Source organism: Candidatus Hodarchaeum mangrovi, assembly GCF_975850365.1.
The window spans coordinates 1-19,340 of the sequence record NZ_CDLCQJ010000011.1; the positions used below are offsets into that span (position 1 = coordinate 1).

15 protein-coding genes are annotated in these 19,340 nt (G+C 32.3%); 9 read left to right on the forward strand and 6 right to left on the reverse strand.

The window, feature by feature from the left end:
- Positions 1-43: 43 nt before the first annotated feature.
- A complete protein-coding gene (locus ACWVCY_RS01635; protein WP_455139827.1) occupies positions 44-1,177 on the reverse strand; it encodes a hypothetical protein in 1,134 nt (377 codons plus the stop codon).
- A 380-nt stretch (positions 1,178-1,557) separates the two neighbouring features.
- Here ACWVCY_RS01635 and ACWVCY_RS01640 point away from each other — a divergent pair, with 380 nt between their 5' ends.
- Positions 1,558-2,514 (forward strand): TIM barrel protein, encoded by a 957-nt coding sequence (locus tag ACWVCY_RS01640; protein ID WP_455139829.1) that lies wholly within the window; start codon positions 1,558-1,560, stop codon positions 2,512-2,514.
- On the opposite strand, the gene glgP is transcribed toward ACWVCY_RS01640, so the two are convergent.
- On the reverse strand, positions 2,511-4,697 hold the full coding sequence (glgP, locus tag ACWVCY_RS01645; RefSeq protein ID WP_455139831.1) for an alpha-glucan family phosphorylase: 2,187 nt from the start codon (positions 4,695-4,697) through the stop codon (positions 2,511-2,513). The two genes, ACWVCY_RS01640 and glgP, sit on opposite strands and share 4 nt — an antisense overlap.
- A 173-nt stretch (positions 4,698-4,870) precedes the next feature.
- On the opposite strand from glgP, the gene ACWVCY_RS01650 reads away from it, so the two are divergent.
- From ACWVCY_RS01650 to ACWVCY_RS01675, 6 genes are all read left to right on the forward strand, one after another.
- Positions 4,871-6,061, forward strand: coding sequence for a M24 family metallopeptidase (locus ACWVCY_RS01650; RefSeq protein ID WP_455139833.1), 1,191 nt, complete (start codon positions 4,871-4,873; stop codon positions 6,059-6,061).
- Complete coding sequence (locus ACWVCY_RS01655; RefSeq protein ID WP_455139835.1) at positions 6,051-6,425, forward strand: tetratricopeptide repeat protein; 375 nt, start codon at positions 6,051-6,053, stop codon at positions 6,423-6,425. Before ACWVCY_RS01650 ends, ACWVCY_RS01655 begins: the two co-directional genes overlap by 11 nt.
- A gap of 482 nt (positions 6,426-6,907) precedes the next feature.
- Complete coding sequence (locus ACWVCY_RS01660; RefSeq protein ID WP_455139837.1) at positions 6,908-7,072, forward strand: hypothetical protein; 165 nt, start codon at positions 6,908-6,910, stop codon at positions 7,070-7,072.
- Positions 7,073-7,435: 363 nt separating this feature from the next.
- A complete protein-coding gene (locus ACWVCY_RS01665) occupies positions 7,436-7,978 on the forward strand; it encodes a hypothetical protein (protein ID WP_455139839.1) in 543 nt (180 codons plus the stop codon).
- 366 nt (positions 7,979-8,344) lie between these two features.
- Complete coding sequence (gene crtI / locus ACWVCY_RS01670) at positions 8,345-9,847, forward strand: phytoene desaturase family protein (RefSeq protein ID WP_455139841.1); 1,503 nt, start codon at positions 8,345-8,347, stop codon at positions 9,845-9,847.
- Positions 9,848-9,869: 22 nt separating this feature from the next.
- The gene (locus ACWVCY_RS01675) at positions 9,870-10,409 is read left to right on the forward strand and encodes a DinB family protein (RefSeq protein ID WP_455139843.1); all 540 of its coding nucleotides are present in this window, start codon (positions 9,870-9,872) and stop codon (positions 10,407-10,409) included.
- 4 nt (positions 10,410-10,413) lie between these two features.
- On the opposite strand, the gene ACWVCY_RS01680 is transcribed toward ACWVCY_RS01675, so the two are convergent.
- A complete protein-coding gene (locus ACWVCY_RS01680) occupies positions 10,414-11,571 on the reverse strand; it encodes an acyl-CoA dehydrogenase family protein (RefSeq protein WP_455139879.1) in 1,158 nt (385 codons plus the stop codon).
- A gap of 558 nt (positions 11,572-12,129) precedes the next feature.
- Here ACWVCY_RS01680 and ACWVCY_RS01685 point away from each other — a divergent pair.
- Positions 12,130-14,493, forward strand: a complete 2,364-nt coding sequence (locus tag ACWVCY_RS01685; protein ID WP_455139845.1) for a PCI domain-containing protein — start codon at positions 12,130-12,132, stop codon at positions 14,491-14,493.
- 5 nt (positions 14,494-14,498) lie between these two features.
- Here the strand turns inward: ACWVCY_RS01685 and ACWVCY_RS01690 are convergent, their stop codons facing one another.
- Positions 14,499-15,494, reverse strand: a complete 996-nt coding sequence (locus ACWVCY_RS01690) for a TIGR00341 family protein (protein ID WP_455139847.1) — start codon at positions 15,492-15,494, stop codon at positions 14,499-14,501.
- Between the two features lie 177 nt (positions 15,495-15,671).
- On the reverse strand, positions 15,672-16,127 hold the full coding sequence (locus tag ACWVCY_RS01695; RefSeq protein ID WP_455139849.1) for an Lrp/AsnC family transcriptional regulator: 456 nt from the start codon (positions 16,125-16,127) through the stop codon (positions 15,672-15,674).
- A 208-nt stretch (positions 16,128-16,335) separates the two neighbouring features.
- Here ACWVCY_RS01695 and ACWVCY_RS01700 point away from each other — a divergent pair, with 208 nt between their 5' ends.
- A complete protein-coding gene (locus ACWVCY_RS01700) occupies positions 16,336-17,064 on the forward strand; it encodes an SIR2 family NAD-dependent protein deacylase (protein ID WP_455139851.1) in 729 nt (242 codons plus the stop codon).
- 535 nt (positions 17,065-17,599) lie between these two features.
- Here the strand turns inward: ACWVCY_RS01700 and ACWVCY_RS01705 are convergent.
- The gene (locus ACWVCY_RS01705; protein WP_455139853.1) at positions 17,600-19,249 is read right to left on the reverse strand and encodes an MFS transporter; all 1,650 of its coding nucleotides are present in this window, start codon (positions 19,247-19,249) and stop codon (positions 17,600-17,602) included.
- Positions 19,250-19,340 lie beyond the last annotated feature (91 nt).

Sequence of the window (19,340 nt, forward strand, 5' to 3'; positions counted from 1 at the left end):
AGCAATTTTTAATACTAACTCTAAAAAAGTGGTGAGTTAATCATTAATTAGATTTAGGAAAGAAAATCAGATTTGAATCACAAAACAAACAAGAAATAACCCCTTGATTTTTCATAGTAGAGAAACAGGAGGTACATACAGTTCTAAAACAACCTGAACATTGAAAATGTTCACTAGATATTGGTATTGGTTCTTTATGAGACTCATCATGAATTTCACAATAGAAATTACTTGATCCCAGAACTAAAACATCATCTTCAATGCTGTCATACGTTCCTTCAGTTTCGATAAATCCGTTGATGGTTTGTTGGGATATTAGCCTCGTTATTATCTCATGAGTAAACCTTAGATCCAAATTAACTAATTTAGCAATTCTATAAAGAGGAATAGCGTTACATTCTTCAATTAAATAGATACCTGAAATTGTGTCGATGATTTTTTTCTCATTACGTGAAACTTTGTTCTCAAATTTTCGAAACTCGAAGTAATTTTGTCCTTTCTCTTTTATGGAGGCGATTGACCATGAATCGGGCCAATTTTTTCTTAAAGATTTAAGATCTTCCCATACTGATCCTGAAGTCTGTTTTATTCCTTGATTCGAGAGTGTTTCCTTTTGTTTTTTGTAATAATTACTCAACGAAAATTTCATTTTACTTGGTTTTAATGCAGTAGCACTTGTATGAACATCATCGACTTTAAAAATTTTTGGAACAGGAATAAGGTGTCCCTTACAAAAAATACAACTATTAGAGGAAGCTTGGTAGTAGCATTCTAAGCATATAAATCGGAGGCATTGCTGACATTGCATTTTTAGTTCAAACAAATCATGTTCATTTTGATCGATTTGACATAAATAGCTTTTTTGTCGTAAAATAAGAAAATTTGTGCCGTTTTTCTCAATATATCCTTCTATTAATCTTTGATCTATAAATTCTTGAACAATAAACTCAATATCTTGAATAGGAAGATTAGATTCATTAGCTATCTCAATAAGTGCTAATTTTCCTCTATGAATTTGATTAAGTTTCCCTATAGCAATGAAAGTTCTTTTCAAAGGATGAGATGATATCTTATATTCCTGCTCAAAATTCTGAAATGAACTTACTTCACGATCAAGAATAGTTCTTACCGATTGTTTAAGTCGTTCTGCAAATGAATTGTTATCTTGATTATCCAAGGTTGTACCACAGATTTTTTCACATAATGTTGAATTTAATTCAATTTAAAGTTTATTCTTGTTTTATTTTAAACTTTTAGAAAGGTATCAATAAGGTCAAGTTTGACATCTATATGGTAATCCTTGTGAATATCGAAGGTTTTTTCAAAGGGATAAACTCTTATATTGAATGATTTTTATTCTTAATGACTAATCCATTTAGTATTGGCTGGATAAAATTGTATTGCTCACGTTGTCAGAAATTAGAAGGGAAACAGGTAAAAATGAAACCTTCCCAAAGGAGTTTCCATAAAAAAACTAAATGGGTTTGTCCAAAATGTAATCTTATCCAAATGCAGGAGCATTAAAATCCTATTTTCAAGACAAGGTGTAAAATCAAATTGATTGCATCTCTTGGAGTTTCAATTGCTATTTCACGATTTCTTGGGACAGATACTTCACACAAACGATTAGGAAAAATCAGATCTACCACTCAGCTAAATGCTGTAGAATTTGGACTCCTAAATTGTGTTATTGGTAGAGCCACATTTTCTGGAACAACACCTTTTCCCACTGAAAACCAAACTAAGGCTATTTTAGATATTCTTCCCCCAATGGATTACTATCATTCTGTTCATGCACCTTATAGAATCTCAGCAACTTCTAATGACCCCAAAAAACTTAAATTTTCTAAATCCAACCTCTCTGCTACCTTAAAAACGGCAGATTACCTTCAGGCTAAACATGTAACATTCCATGCAGGAAGTTTCAAGCAGGCCAAGTATGATTCATCACATGTTCAATCAATATTGAAGGAATGGGAGGAATGGCGGCAAATGAAAGATTTTAAAGCTAAATTAGCACCTGAAGTTGGAGGAAAGACGAATTCTTTTGCTGATTTCTTTACTTTGGCTGAAGTAACCAGTGGGATTGACAATATGTTAATGACTTGGGATATTAGTCACGATTTCGCCAGAGGAGGAAATATAACTACTGAAGATGGAGTTTTGAAAAGATTAGAGACTCTTGACAATCATTTTGATTTACATGAACAAAATCGTCTACCAGTTCATTTTTCAGGAATGATTGTTGGTCGAACAGGGGAGAAGTATCATACACTTCTTGATCATGATACAGGAGTTCCTTGGAAACTTGTTTTTTCTGTTATTAAGGAACAGAATTTTCTTAATAAGCTAAATTTAATTTGTGAATCTAAAATACCAAAAGGACAGGAAAAAATGCTAAAAGGTAATGCTATAACTGATGCTATTCGTGTTCATGAGTTTTTGAGTTCAAATGAACTTATAAAGGTCTATAAAGGGAAACCAAGTATGTTAGATTATTATTTCAAAGATTAATTCTCCTTTTCTAATAGATTGACATAAAGTTGGTTGGCATAATCTTTGACCATTCTGCGCGCACTGAATTTTGGTAGAGTTGTTAAAAGCGCTTGGCGCATCACATTGACCCATTTAAAAGGGATAGCACCTGGTTCACGATCATAATACATCGGTACTATTTCATTTTCCAAAATATCATAGAAGCTTTTAGCATCTAACCAATCCTGAGCTTCTCGATTCGGTTCTTGTTTATTTTCGGGATTAATAGCCCACCCATTGGTGCCAGTAAAACCTTCTGCCCACCATCCATCTAAAATGGAAAAATTGGGGATAAAATTCATACTTGCTTTTATTCCAGAGGTTCCTGATGCTTCATTTAATCGAAGAGGATTGTTTAACCAGATATCACACCCTTGTAATAACATCTTAGCTAGTACTAGATCATAATTTTCGAGAAAAGCAATCCGATATCCCAACTCTGGATTTTTAGCATAATTTACTATTTGTTGAATCAATAATTTTCCACTATCATCGGCAGGATGTGCTTTTCCAGAGAAAATAAATTGTACAGGACGATAAGGATCATTTACTATTCTTTTCAATCTTTGAATATCTGAAAAAATTAGATTTGCTCTCTTATATGTTGCAAATCGTCGTGCAAATCCAATAGTAAGAACATCAGGATCCAATAAGGCTCCATTTACGATAATCATGGTTGTATCCCAAGAACCTTGGCGTAAATTCTCTCGTGAACGTTCACGTAAGCGATTAAACATTCTCTCCTTTGCTCGAAGATGATATTCCCATATATGATAATCTGTGATTACATAACGATCAAGCATTTGATTTTGCCAGGTTAACGGATCATCATGAGTTTTTAACCAATCTTCATTAACTAATTGAAATAATTCTTGAATAATTCCAGAAACGAAACTCGAAACATGAGTTCCATTTGTGATATGAGTTAATTGATAGAAATTTTCTTTGTATTTTTTCTTCAATTCATTAAAAAGAGGAAAAAACATTTTTTCAGTTACAGTTTTATGAAGCTGAGAAACGCCATTATACATTGAAGATGTTCTCATTCCTAAACAAGTCATATTGAAACCATGTCCAGCACCTTGACCAAAATCATATGAACCTAATGCAAATAATACATCAGAACCGATTTCTTCAATTATATCCTTAAAATATAATTCTATCATCCAAAATGGAAAAACATCATGTCCTGCAGGAACTGGAGTGTGTGTTGTAAAAAGAGTCTTATTTCGAATTTTATGTAATGCTTGATCAAAGTCTAAACTTTCTTTTTTCATGCATTGTCGAATACGTTCAATTGAAGAAAAACTACAATGTCCCTCATTTAGATGATAAATCGAAGGTTTTATTCCTAATTTCTCGAACAATCTAACAGCCCCAAACCCTAAAATCAGTTCTTGTTGAAGTCGTAATTCAGTATTACCCCCATATAAGCGGTCTGTTAGGTCTCTATACCATGGAACATTTTCTTCGATGTTTGAATCAAGCAAGAATAAAGTTATACGACCAACCTTTACTTGCCAGACTGCTACTAAAACATCGATTTCAGTTTTGAAATTAATCTTAATTATAAGGTGTTTTCCTGTTTCTTCATCTAGAACAGGTTCTATTGGCATATCATTGAAATCATATTCTCTATAAATTTCTTCTTGCCAACCATTACGTGCTGAACTTATTTTTTGGGTAAAATAGCCTTCCTGATAAAGAAAACCAACTGCAACGATCGGTACTCCTAAATCACTTGATTCTTTCAGATGATCTCCTGATAAGACACCTAATCCACCCGAATAAATTGGTAAAGAAGCATGAATACCGTATTCCATACTTAAGTAAGCGATAAGTTTTCCTGAATGTGCGGGATGGGTCTGATTCCACCATAAATGATCAGGATTCTCACCCATTTCTCGTTTAAATTGGTTTATTACATTTTGATATCGTTCTAAGAAGCTTTTATTGTTGGCTCTCTTAATTAGACGTTCCTCAGTGATATTTCGAAGCACAAAAATCGGATTATGAGGTGATGAATGCCAGAGTGGAGGATCTAACAGCCTAAACAGATCTCTCGAATCAACATTCCACGACCACCATAGATTATAGGCTAAATCAACTAAACCATTTATTTCTAAAGGGACTTTCTTTTTTAATTGCTCTCGTATGCTCATGATGAGACACTCATTTTTTGAAAAGAAAGCTATCCTATAAAGATTTCTTCTTGTTTTAAATAATAAAGGAAAAACATGAATCTAATTTATGGTTTCACCAAAGGATTTACAAAAGAAATAATTAATTTCTTATTTTCGAGAAGCTCAATGTCTAGAACAGGAGAATCCTTTCATTGATAATTAAAATCCCTGAACACCAGTTTGAAGATCGTCGTTTACGATTATTTCAGAAGATGGACGAACTAAATCTTAAACATTTCTTTATTATAAATCCTTATTCTATTTATTATCTTACTGGTTTCTCTATGATCCCAACAGAACGTCCTTTTATTTTAATTTTTAAAGAGACTGAAACAATTTTTTTCGTCCCTGAATTGGAAAAACAGCATGTTCAAGAAAAAGTTCCTTATAGTCATGTTCATAGTTACTTTGAATACCCTGATGAAGTTCATCCAATGCATCATTTTGCTCGTTTTGTGAAAAATGACCTAAAAATGTCCAATCGAATTGGATGTGAGGCTGCAGGTGCACGAGGAATTTGGGGTTATCAAGGTCCTTCTTTTTCGGATGTTCTAAAAAAAGACATTCCTATTTATCCAGAAATTATAACAGATATGCGAATTATCAAGGATAATTATGAATTAGAATGTATTCATGAGGCAGCTCGGTGGGGTCATTTGGCACATGAACTCCTCCAGAAGTACACTGCTATTGGCGAAAATGAAATAGAAGTTTCGTTTAAAGCTTCACATGAAGCTTCAAGAAAAATGAGAGAAGTATTAGGATCTGATTATTCTCCTATTGGTTATGGTGCTCGTCCTTGTGGTGCAGGATATCGAGGTCAAATAGGATCATATAGTGCTATCCCCCATGCATTAACTAGAAATGCTATTTTTCAAAAAGGTGACACCTTAGTGACAGGTGCGAGTGGTAATGTCGCAGGTTATCTTTCAGAGCTAGAAAGGACTATGTTTCTAGGGGAACCCAACCAAAAACAGAAGGATTATTTTTGGATTATGCTTAAAGCCCAATCAGCGGCTATTGAGGAATTAAGGCCATATAATCCCCTTTCAAAGGTTGATCAAGCAACTAGGAAAGTATTTAAAGAAGCTGGAGTCTTTAGTTTAGTACAACATCATACAGGCCATGCTATTGGATTAGAGGCTCATGAACGTCCTTTTTTAGACATTGGGATGAAAGAAACAATAAAGCCTGGAATGGTTTTTACTGTAGAACCTGGGATATATGATCGTGCTGTGGGTGGATTTAGACATTCGGATACTGTTATAATCACAGAAGATGGTAATGAAGTCGTTACTGTAAAATATCCACGTGATTTGGAGTCACTTATCATTGAATGCTAATCTGAGGCGAGGAATTGATTTCATACGTGAAGCGGAAAATTCTAAAGCTATTGATTCTCTTCTAGTTGCTCTCAAGGAAGATGAGGACAATCCAGAGATATATCGCAATTTAGGATTAGCAAGCTATAATTTAGGCAATTATGAAGATGCTCAAAATTTTTGGAAAAAAGCATTAGAACTTGATCCTAATAATCATTTAACTTGGTGGAGCTTAGGAAATTTATTGGAATCACAAGAATTCTATCATGAAGCATATATAGCTTACTTAAGGGCCAATAAAGAAGCTATTAGTCAAAACAATATTAATAAGGCTACAAGGTATCAAGAATGGGCTAATCGCTTGAGAGACAAACTGAATAAATAAAATTCCTTAAAAACTTAAAATCAAAAGTAACTAAACCTTGAATACTTAAAAAAATCGCGATATTCTATAAAGACTGATATCTTCACTTCTATACCTAATTAGAAAATTATATATTGTGGAAATTCTACGTTTGGAGATTAATCTCTTCTTGATCTCTTATTTTGATTCTGGGATTTCTATTAAGTAAAAACTTTAGGAGGTTGAAGATGAAAGAGCCTAGAAAATAAAATGAAAATAAGACAATGAAGAATGAGAATAATGAAAAGAAAGATGAAATTCTTATAGATAATATTGGAAAAAAACCCATTTGTGACAAGAAAGAATATGTAATGTAACCATCCGTCGGTGATCCAATTGCTGACGGTAAAATGGGGAATAGATTTGGGAGATCTGAAAGTAATCCAAAAAGAAGAAATAACACCCCCAGGTTTCTAATATTTTTATTTTTACTTTTAGCCAACAAGAATAGAAGAAGAATAATTATGAAAATAACAGAACCTGATCCTGCAAGTACAACAATAATTGAATTCAAGCAGCACATTAGTTCTTGCGACAAATCACAACTGCAAACTAATTCTCCATTTATAATTTCAAAGTGTAAAATAGGATTATGTGATGGGAGTAACCATAGGGAGGTTATTAAGTGACCCAGTTCATGAATTAAAGAAAAGGGAAAGAATACTAAATTGAATAAAATCATAACTATAGGGAATATAAGTACAATGAAAGGCAGTAAAACCATGAAAGAAAAGGAGAATATAATATTTATGGTATCTTTTTGAATAACTGGGGATTTATTCATATTCAAATAGTGCGAGCTCTGAATGCTTTTTAATCTTCGTTTTTTGACTTTTTGAACTTTTTAAAGTAAATAAATAAAATATAATAAATAAATTAAAAAATTGAAAAAGTTAAAATAATCAAATCTAACTCTGGGGATTGAATAACGAACTGCCTAAAGCAGTAGTTATATCGTTTAACTTTATTAATATCAGATAGAGGGACAATATTTGACTGATTTAATTGAAAAACTTAGACTTAATGAAAAAATATTAGGAATATTACGCATTGCAATAGGTTTTATTTTTCTATGGCCTTTCCTTGATAAAATGTTTGGCCTTGGATTTGCTACAAGCCCAGCGAATTCTTGGCTAGCCGGAGCATCCCCAACACAGGGTTTTTTACAAATTTATGGGATTAATCAAAATAGTCCATTTGCGTTTATTTTTACCGATGGATTAGGAAGCTTGTATCAGCTAGTTGATTTTGCATATATGGGTATGCTTTTATTTGCAGGAATAGGGTTGATGACTGGTATTTTTGTACGACTCTCCAGTATTTCTACAATTATATTCCTTGCTTCTGTGTATTTAGCTGAATGGATAATTAATCCTGCAACAGGAACAATGGTATTTAATCCACTCATTGACGAACACATAATATACATTCTTATTTTGGGTTTATTCTTAGTTGTTCCAGTTGGAAATTATCTAGGTTTAGGGAAAAAATGGTCCGAATTATCTTTTGTAAAGAAATTCCCAATTTTAAAGTAAATCCTTTATTTTTGCTTTACTAATATATAAGAGGAGGATAATAACCTCCTAATTTCTTTTATTTCTAATTTTCATTTTTTCTAATCCATTTATCATAACTCATCTATTTACAAATGGTTCAAAAACCAATATTAATCAATTATCATCTGAAACTTTAAAATTATCACTTCTTTTAAAATTAAGTATAGAATTAAAGTTTTTAATAATAAATTACTTTTACCTTCAAGTAATTTATCAAAATTATAAGAAACTCCAAATTTCATCAATTTTTTCCTTTAATTTGGTAAGAGAAGACTCAAGATGAAATAATAGTGATATTCATAAAAGTTTTAGCCTTTGATCAAATGGTTCGTTTAAGGGATTATCATGATTCACATTCAAAATCATGAGAAGAGAGTCATTGTTATAGGAGCTGGATTAGGAGGATTAGCAGCAGCTATTAGAATGCAAGCACTTGGATATAAAGTTTCAATTCTTGAGAAAACTGATCGTCTTGGTGGAAAAGCATCAGTCTTTAAAAAGGGTAATTATATTTTTGATGGAGGGCCAACGGCAGTAACCGCTCCCTATCTTATTGAAGAATTATTCAGCCTAAATAATGAAAAAATGTCTAATTTCTTAGAATTAAAACCAGTTAAACCTTATTTTCGAATTTATTTTAATGATGGATCCCATTTTGATTATTCAACAATAGAAGAAAACATACAACAGATCAAAGCAATTGATTCTAATGATGCAGAAGGTTATAAAAAGATGATTAAATCTATTGAGCCTATTTTTCAAAAGGGATTCATGGAGCTTTCAGATAAATCCTTTGAATCATTTTGGTCTATGCTAAAAATTGCTCCTGCGTTACTCAAGCTAGGTGCGTATAAATCTGTCTACTCTTATGTTTCTAAATATATAAAAAGCGATAAATTACGAATGGTTTTTAGTTACCATCCATTATTGATAGGGGGGAATCCATTTAAAATAACAGCTATTTATATGTTGATTCAAGCTGTTGAGAAAGAATGGGGTGTTTGGTTTGTAAGAGGAGGTACAGGAAAATTGGTAGAGGAGCTCGCTGCACTTTTTATTCGTATGGGAGGAAATATTCAGTTAAATTCTGAGGTAAAAGAGGTATTATTTTCGACCAAAAAAAAAGTTTCAGGAGTTATTCTTCAAAACGGTAAAATATTAAACAGCAATATTGTTATATCAAATGCCCCTGTTGCTACAACTTATTTAAAGTTAATTCCTAAAGCTAAGAAGACTAGAATCCGAGAATTTAAGTACCGTCATTCTATATATAGTATGAGTGTATTTATGATCTATTTTGGGACAAATAGACTTTATCCTGATTTACATCTTCATAATATTATTCTTGGTAAGCGATATAAAGGATTAATAGATGAAATTTTCAATAAAAAGCAATTAAACCAGCAAGGTGATTTTTCGGCATATTTATATGTCCCATCTCGTATTGATCGATCTCTGGCACCCCCTGAAGGGGAAACTTTTTATATTCTTGTACCTGTTCCTAATCAAGATTCAAATATCAATTGGGAGGAGGAAAAAATACCTTTTAGAAATCTTATCATGGGCTTTTTAGAGAAAAATTTCCTTCCTAATCTATCTAAACATTTAGCTACTGAAAAAATTTTAACACCCAAAGACTTTGAGGAACGATATCTTGACTATAAGGGAGCTGTTTTTTCTTTAGCTCCTACATTTACGCAATCTGCTTTTTTTCGACCACATAATAGATTTGAAGATTTTACAGGTCTATATATTGTAGGTGCAGGGACCCACCCTGGAGGGGGAATACCTGGAGTATTTAGTAGTGCAAAATTAACCACTGATATAATATCTAATTTAAAAAAATAAGAATATAACGTGTGTGAAGAATATGAATGGGAAAAAAGATCTTAAAAATGTAATAGTCACTTTAAGAAAATATGGAAACAAAATAATGGAAAATTTATCATCAGAGGATTTATTTTGGGTTCCTGAAGGGACAAATGCCCGAACTATCTATAGTTATTTTAGACATATAATAAATGCTGAAATCTATTGGCTTAAAATGTTAGATGATGAATCTTTTCAATATCTTGAAAAAACGATGTCCATTATCGATATGATACACATTTATAATCAATTAGGTCAATATTTAATAGATTCACTTGATAATTGCTCTGATTCAGAGCTATTAATAAAAACACCAAAATTTGAGCAAAATAAAATTGTTGAAAAAGGGACATTGGCTTGGTTGATTGAACGGACTTCTTTACATGCGATACATCATTTTGCTCAAATTTCTTATATCCGATATGCGAGGAATAATCCCCCAGCTAGTGAACCTCTTCCTTCAGCACCTGAAAAATATGTATCATGGGGAGATACAATGGACACACTAATATTTTCTTTTTTACATAATGAAAGAATTTGAGTAATTATTTAAAACATCCTAATTGACGAGCGATAACTAGCCTTTGTATTTCTGAAGTACCTTCGCCAATCTCTAGTAAACGTTGGTCTCGGTAGAATCGTTCGATTGGATATTCTTTCATTAAACCATAACCACCATGAATTTGTACAGCTTGATTTACTACACGATTAGATACTTCAGAACAATATAATTTAGCCATCGCAGCAAATTTGTTGTACTCTGAACGTCCTTGATCAAATAACCAGGTGGCTTTATATAAAAGATTTCTAGCTGCCTCAATTTCTACAGCCATATCTGCAAGTTTAAAGGCATTAATTTGGAAATGAGAAATAGGTTTCCCAAAAGCTTTTCGTTGCTTTGCATATTCTAAAGCCAATTCAAATGCACCTTGTGCGCACCCTAAACCCATTGCTCCAATTGATAATCGTCCTTTATCCAAAGTATCAAGCATTTGATGGAATCCTTCACCTATTTTACCTAGCATATTGGTCTCTGGAACATGACAATTAGTAAAATATAATTCAGAGGTAATACTTGCTCTCCACATTAATTTTCTATGCATTGTCCTTGCTTCAAAACCTTCAGTTCCTTGTTCTACCAGAAAACAAGTATATATTTTTCTCCCTTCAGGTGTTGTTCCAGTAATAGTTTGAATAGTAGAACCGAGGTTTATTTTTTCAGATGCATTCGTGATAAAAATTTTCGATCCATTTATTATCCATTCATTTCCCTCTTTCACTGCTTTTGTTTTAGTTCCTCCAGCATCTGATCCAGCTTCAGGTTCTGTCAATCCAAATCCCCATAATTTTTCACCAGTGGTCAGTTGTGGCAAATATGTATCCTTTTGATCCTTAGTTCCGAAATAATAAATTGGACCGATTCCTAAAGAATTATGTGCAGCCACGGTAGCAGCTTGTGAACCATCTATTCGGGCTAGTTCTTCTACAGCAATAATATACGATAAATAACTTAATCCACTTCCTCCATATTCCTCTGGAAGGAATATCCCCATTAAACCTAAATCTCCCATCTTTTTTGTAAGATCATAAGAGAATCTTTCTTGTTCATCTAGGTCTCCAGCTATAGGAGCAATTTCTTTTTGGGCAAATTCACGAACTGTTTCGCGTATCATTAGTGCTTCTTCTGGCAAATCAAAACTAATTGTCATTTAGGACACCTTTTTTTTAAAAAATTATTTTTATCATTAGAGAATTCTTAGAAACAAGATTTTTAGAACTTTTTTACATATAGATCTTGTATTTATTACCAAATTATCATAATTAAATTACTGTATTTGTGAATTTATTGTATTAATCTAAGTTTAAAAATATGGGAGAAGATAGAATTTAAAGAAAAAATCCTATATCTTAATCTTTTGTATTATATTTGAGTATTTAAATTCTAAATAGAGGTATTTTCAATAAAGTTTGATAAATTATATTGAAATATTGTTTTATTTCTCTTTTGTTTCTACTCTTCATAGTTTTTTTATAATAATGATAATATTTGTTAACAAGATTTATAAAGAAATTTAAAAAACAAGATAGATTAGAATTTTTATTTTCGAAATTAATTGCGAGAGAGAATTTTACAAAAAGATATGATTTTTAATTAATTGTGGGAATTCTAGAAAAGAAAGTAATAAACCGACATTTTTGTTAAATTTTAGCTAAATATTAAAATATCTGATCTTTTGTTTCTAAACTAAAGAGGCCAAGACATGGGAACTAAAAAGCTATTGATTATTTCAACAGGAGTTGAAATAAACCCCTTGTTAAAAAATTTCCTGATTTCTGGCCTTGAGTTTTCGATCCTTTTGAATACAACCGCAGATTTTACTTTATCCGAAAATGGGAATACCAGTAAGGATAAAAATAAAATTACTGAATTTTGGTATCATCTTGAGTTAGTAGAGCTTGCCAATGCATTAGTACCAGATGATTTGACCAAGAGCTCTCTTACTAAAGTATTTTCACAACCAATTGCTCAAACTAAATTACCACTGACAGATACAGAAAGATTCTTAGTTCAATGGATTTCAGAACGACATAAGGTAAACCAAGACTTTACTGAATTCTTTCAGGCATTAACTGATTATGCCTCAAAGCATATTACAGTGTATAATCTAGAATTTCCCGTAAAAGAATTTATTCAAATACGAACTGAAAGAGAATTAATCCCTCTTCGTTATTTTCAAATTACAGGACATATTAGTAGAGAATCTGAAACTAAAACTGATCTCGAAGAGTTACAACGATTATTACAAGAGACTCAAGAGAGTAAAGGGAAGAAAAAGACGAAACCATTAATTGAAGTTATTGGACTAGATTCCAATAGAGAGATTATTAATGACCGAATTAGAAAGATAATTGAAGAATCAGATGCGATATTAATTCTTCCTGGAGATCCTTGCAGCCTTGCAATCCTACTATTACATAAATCCTTTACTAAAGTATTAAAAGAATCCAAATCTCCTTCTACTTTACTCATTCCTTCTAAATTTTCCTTTAGAGAACAATTTATTCTACAATTATTAGGTGTAAAACCTTCAATGCAAGGGTTAGCAGAATTAGGAGCAGGTGTTGTCGATCACCTAATTCTTGGCCCAGAAGATTCCAGTGAAGTTACAGCACTTCGATCTAAAGGTTTTAATGTAATTATGGAGGATTTGACTAAATCAGAGGGAATAAAAGTCATTGAAGCAGTCCTCAAAGGTATGGGCATTTCAAAAAGTGAACTTTCGGTTGAAGGCGAGGAACCAAAGAAGAAAGATACAAATTTGGAAGATTTAGTTACTCGATTAACTTATACACCTGAGGAAATCGTCACAGAAAGCGAACAAAAACCACCCAACGAGTCGGAAGTGACAGAGGAGAAACTTCCATCAATAAAAGAAATACTAACTCCGACCGAAAAACCTGATCCTATCAAACTCGAAGATACAGAGAAAAGAAATTTTGATTTCCCAGATCCCTCCCTACAACTTACCCAAGAAATGATTGAATCTTTGATGGAGGAGCTCACTTCAGAAACTCCCTCTCCTGAACAATCATCTATTGTTATTGATCCTGATATGCTTGAATCATCTTCAAGTACAGCTCCTGAAAAAGAAAAACAAGAAGTTATAGCAGATTTTGAAAGTCAAGAGGCTTTTGCAGAAGCTATTCAGAAATTCTTGAACACACCTCAAGAGACAGAGACGAATATCTTAAATGGAATAATAGAAGCTATCTCTAAGAATAGTGATATGGCTACACATGCAGCTAAAAAGATAACAGCAGAATTAGATAAACATTCAGCTCAATTAATTCCTAGTTTCGTGGAATTCATAAAAGTTAGACCATTAGTCTTTTTAAAAGCTTTATCTGATTGGTTCTTAGTAGATCTTTCTTCTCCTGATTTTGTTGGATATACTCAGAAGGTAGTAATCATCAACCAAATATCTAAACAAGATTTACAATTCATTGAGCAGTTTATTGAACAATTAGTCAATTTTCATATCAAAAAGTCGCTTACACCGATTGAACGAGAACATGTTCGTTCATTAATAGGGATGATAGCCTCTAGAGATGTTACCTTACAAAGACAAGCGATTCGATCATATTTATCCTTTTATGGAGATGAAACTCTTAAATCCGATGAAATTTGGTTAGGATTGTTAAAATTTGATGCTGGTCTTGTTGCTCTGGAAGTTATAGAGCATAAAAGTAAGATTGGTGTTAAATTAGTACAAGATGCCCTAACTCGAAATATCGGGTCTTTTGCTAACATTCTTTACGATATTTATCATGCATATCAAAAAGGTGATCTCCAGCGGGTTTTAAGTGTAGCAGGATCATTATCAGACGGTTTATTACGAAGAAAAAGTCGTGCGGAGTTGGCTGAAAAAATTCGTAAATTGGGAAGTGTTCCAATTGAAACGTTAGCCAGAAGTGTTGAGCTAGATCCAACTGAATTGGAATCTCTTGTTCTAGAAATGATAAATGAGAATGAAATTAATGCGAAAATTGATGTAATTGAAGGCCGATTATGTATTGTACAGTTAAATAACAATAAAGGGGAGAAAGATGAAGGAGAGAATTAATACTTCTATCGTATAATATTAGCAAGAATCAGAATTAATAATAATAAAACAGTTACTATAATAATCCAAATTGCAATAAAACGTCGAACCTTATCTGATTGTCTTTTAGAAATTCCAGTACTTTTCACTCCAAAAATCCAAAAAACCAATGTACAAGATAAATTAATTACAAAAATATTCAATAGAAGTAACCCTAAAGCTTGGATAGCTAGTGTTATTTCCCCTAAAGAAGATAAAATACCTATAGTAGCAGCAGGAGGGCATAAAGAAGCTGCGATTGCTACACCTACAATTGAAACGTCAAGACCCCGAGCTACAACTATACCTGCTGCAAATCCACCAAGAATTGCAAGGGATACTGAAGCTAGGTCTAATCTAGTTCTGTTTAAAAGTTCTGTCGTCAGGTCAATTGGTGGTAAAATATTAATGCTTGATAAATAACTGAAAAAACCTCCAATAAAAGCAGCTGTTATTACTACTGTGATAATCCCCGTAAATTCTGCAAAAACCCCACGCGTGATGAATGATCTTGTTTCTAGTGTTAATAAGCCAAGTGAAGTTAACAGAATTGGTCCTAAAAGAGGAGCAACTATCATTGATGCAATAATTACAACAGCATCATTATTGAGCAATCCTAGGGCTGCTAAAGCTGACGCAAGAAAGCTAAGAAGAAGATAATCATAAGCAAAACCCGAAATATCTCCAAGATTAGCAAGAATTTCTTGTCTATTTACACCAGCACTTGAGGGTATAGTATTTTTAGAACCTCGACTGGAGATAAGAAGAGAAACTGGACGAACAAGAATCGTACCATAGGCTGTACCAATTCCTCTTGCTTTTAATTCTTCGATAAAAATGTTAGTTTCATAATTGCTAACTGTAAGTTCGTAACGGATGGAAGGTCCAAAGTCATATGATATGGCGTTAACCGAATATTCTTTAATTAATTCATCAAGAAGTGTCTTACGATCCGAAGGTAAAGTTATTTGAATTTCTTTCAAGTTAATACCTCAGGGTTCCTAGCGTTATATTTCTCGGAACTAATAAAAAATAGAACCATCATTTAACTATGATGTCTTGGGGGATTAAAATAAAAAAATTATAAAAAACTAATTACTTTCTTTTAATCAAGATAAAAATTTAAAAAAAGAGGAGGAGAAGGAAATTTTTGAAAACAATTAAGCAAGATGATCGTAAATCTTTTCTTCCTTCTCCAGGATTTCTAAATCATCGATACCGTCAAATTTATTGAGTTCTTTAATAAAGAATTCCAAATCTTGCTTACTTTTACTCATAACTTCAAGCATAAAAGTACTATCACCATTGGAACGATATAAGGAAAGTAATTTGCAGTTAGCGCCTTGGCATATATATGGAAGCTGATCTAATTGACTATAGGCTTCATAAGATGATTCCATAGAGAAACGAATAACAGCTTGTTTTTCAAATCCAAGATTTTCAGGATCAGTAACAACGCGGAATCCTTGAATAACACCTTTTTCTTTGAGTCTTCGAACTCTATTGCGGACAGTCCCTTCAGTACGATTAATTTTCTTCGCGATGGTAGTAAATTTAGTTCTTCCATCCCTGCTTAAAATTTCTAAGATTTCCTGATCAATTTTATCGTCTATCATTTTAATTCCCATTTATTTAATTAACTATTGTTAAGTAACAATCGTTAATTTCTAGTTTATATATTTTGCTATTATCGCAAAAATTCTAAATTCGGAATAAGACGAATCTCGAAATGAACATAACCTATAACTAAATTTTCAATGATTTTAAATTTGGATTTACGATTTAATGAATTTAATTTGATTAAACTAATTAAGGACATTAAAAATGTCTTCCATAAAATTTAATTTACAGGAACTGCAAATAACAGTAATAACAGGAGCAGGAATTTCCCAACCATCAGGGATTCCTACATTCCGCGGATCAAACGGATTATGGCGAAATTATAACCCTCAAGAGTTAGCAACTCCCTCAGCTTTTGACAAAAATCCCTTTCTTGTGTGGGAATGGTATTATTGGCGCATTAATCTAATTCAAAAAGCACAACCTAATCCTGCCCATACTATATTAGCTCAATTAGAATCCCAAGGATGTAATATCGTAATTTTAACTCAAAATGTCGATGATTTACACGAGAGGGCAGGATCAAGATGTGTTATACATTTGCACGGAGAAATTATGAAAACACGGTGTGTAGAATGTGGGGAAAAAAATATAGTCCTTTTAAACATTGTAAATTCCTTACCCAAATGTCCTTTATGTGATGGATTACTTCGACCTGCTGTTGTTTGGTTTGGTGAGAGTTTAGACTCTACTACGATTAATACTAGTTTTGAAAGGCTTGCTAACACGGATTTATTGATAGTGGCTGGAACTTCCTCATTAGTTTATCCTGTTGCTGATTTTCCATTTCATGCTAAACGTTTGAATCCTAATATTGTCATCTTAGAATTTAATATGAATAAAACTCCAATTTCTCCATTGACTAATAATACCATTTTAGGACCAGTTGAGGAGACATTAGTGAATTACTTTAAACACTACGAAGGTTTTTAGGGAACACTCGTCTGGATCAATCAGAACTTCAGGATTGAAGGGACTTGCAGTTACCGTTTGATCAATATTAACTATAACTGTATCATCTTTAGTAATATAGGTATCAAATGACTACATAATTAACTTCAATTTATTAATTGGAGGTAATAATGTAGTATTTAGAGAATAAGAATTATCATTTAATCCAGAAAATAGACGAACTCCTTTGTTTGGTTTATCTCATAATAAAGACTATATGCTATAAATTCATAATAATCTGATTAAACCTTACTTAAATAGATTTTAACAGTCCTGGAAAGATTAAAGTCATTCTCAGGGTATAACCAGCTTACGTATGGTTTATAGCATCCTTGTATGGAAGCAAAGGTAATTATGGAATTAGGTAGAAAAATCAAAAATACAATAAGAATTAGAAAGATAGGTAAAAATTAAGGTTTCATTATTTTAGTTTTTCCTAAATTAATAATAAGTCAACCTTTCAGTTTATCACAATAATATATAGATTGTAATAATAACCTGGTATTTTAATAAAACATTAAATATTGGTTACAAGTTGTTCATCACGAGAGAGGGTAATAAGAGGACCAAAAATCTGTTCTGCTTCGACATAAGCATCCTTAAAAGCGTCAAGATTCCCCTTCCATTCAACCAATTCCGTTTCATATTTCTCGTGGAATTTTAGAAGGAATTTTCTTAATAATACCTGGAGTTCATGGTCATTCTTATTTGAAAAAATCGCTGCTGTGATATTAGTTTTTCTCTTACTTTCATCCGTAAGAATAAAATGAGAACCATGATTTACTAAATTTAATCTTCCCTCTTCCTCCCCAGTAGCTTCAACCATAAAGGTACCTACAGCTGATAATGCCCCAGAAATAAGTGGGAGGTCTACACGAAGTTCTTTTTTATGTCCAAATTGATAATGGAAGATTGGAACTCCTGCTTCATTGATAACCAATAATAAGAAGAATTCAAGGGGAGGGTAGGAATCACTAGTCCAGAACAAAGGGAATAAAGTTAATACAGCTAAGCCTATATAGAAGAAGACCATATAATTTAAGATAGAGGAAATTATGTCAAGAAAAAGAAAATAACTAATAAGAAAGCCCGCAGCGAGTCCTGCACCTAAAGTTAAACCATTAATTCCTAAATATCTACCAATAGAATCCTTTGAAGCTAAATCAATCCATAGAGAACTATCAAGTGTAGGATGTAGAAAGGCAAATGCTATTCCAATTAACAATGAAGCAAGAGTAAAAGTAGTAAAATTTAGTTCAATAAATCCAACCAGTAATGAAGCTCCTAATATTCCATATACAGCCAATATTGTTAGCGTTTTTCTTCCCCAACGATCAGCTAAGGCTCCTGCAGGAAGAATAGATATTATAGTTCCGAGAATTACAATAATCCAAAAAGTAGCATGACTTTCCATCGTAATATCCATAAATATAGTGAATCCTGCTTGTGCTAGGGATCCTATGGTTAATCCAAGCATTAAATAGATTGAAATATGAGCAAGAGAATATGCTTGAACGGAATATCGTTTAAAAATTTGAATATCCTTTGTTGGCCATTTATCATTTTGCCAAAACTTCATTCTAGTAATAGGAAAAAAGAGAAAAAGGGAGATAAGAATACCAAAAATACTAATAATAGGAAATGCAAGAAAAAATCGTAATTCTGTTATCTCTGAGACAAAAATTAATAGAAATGTAAAGATTGCAAATAATAGGTTGCTAAGAGCATATACCCTCCCGCGACAATTCCACTGTGTTAATACACTAAATAGCACAAAAGCAGAGGTAATTTCAATTCCTAGGAATAATCCCATTGATCCTGCAGCAAATAGAATTAAAATTCCATTCTTAATTCCCATCGAAACAGTATCGGCCAGTAACATTATTGAAGACCCTAATAATCCACTGAGTATCAATTTTCCTAAATTTTCTGGTCTTCTATCAATATAATTCCCTGTTAATCCTATACCCAATGCTGTTGGTACTGCAACTACACTTAATACTATTAATTCACTTAATATGGAATTATCTGAACTAAAAATTTGGAATTCCTTTACATACCAAAGCATATCAAATGAATAAATTAAGAAGAAAAATGTTGCTAAGATCCAGAAGTAGGAAGAAGGTAAGATGGCTATTAGAAGAGGTTTCCAGTAGGATTTACTCAAATCATTTTCTTTACTCATGGTTTTAATAAGAGGCCTTTTTACAATAAAAAACTTTAGTTCTTTTATTAAACGAAAACATAAAAAAAAATCA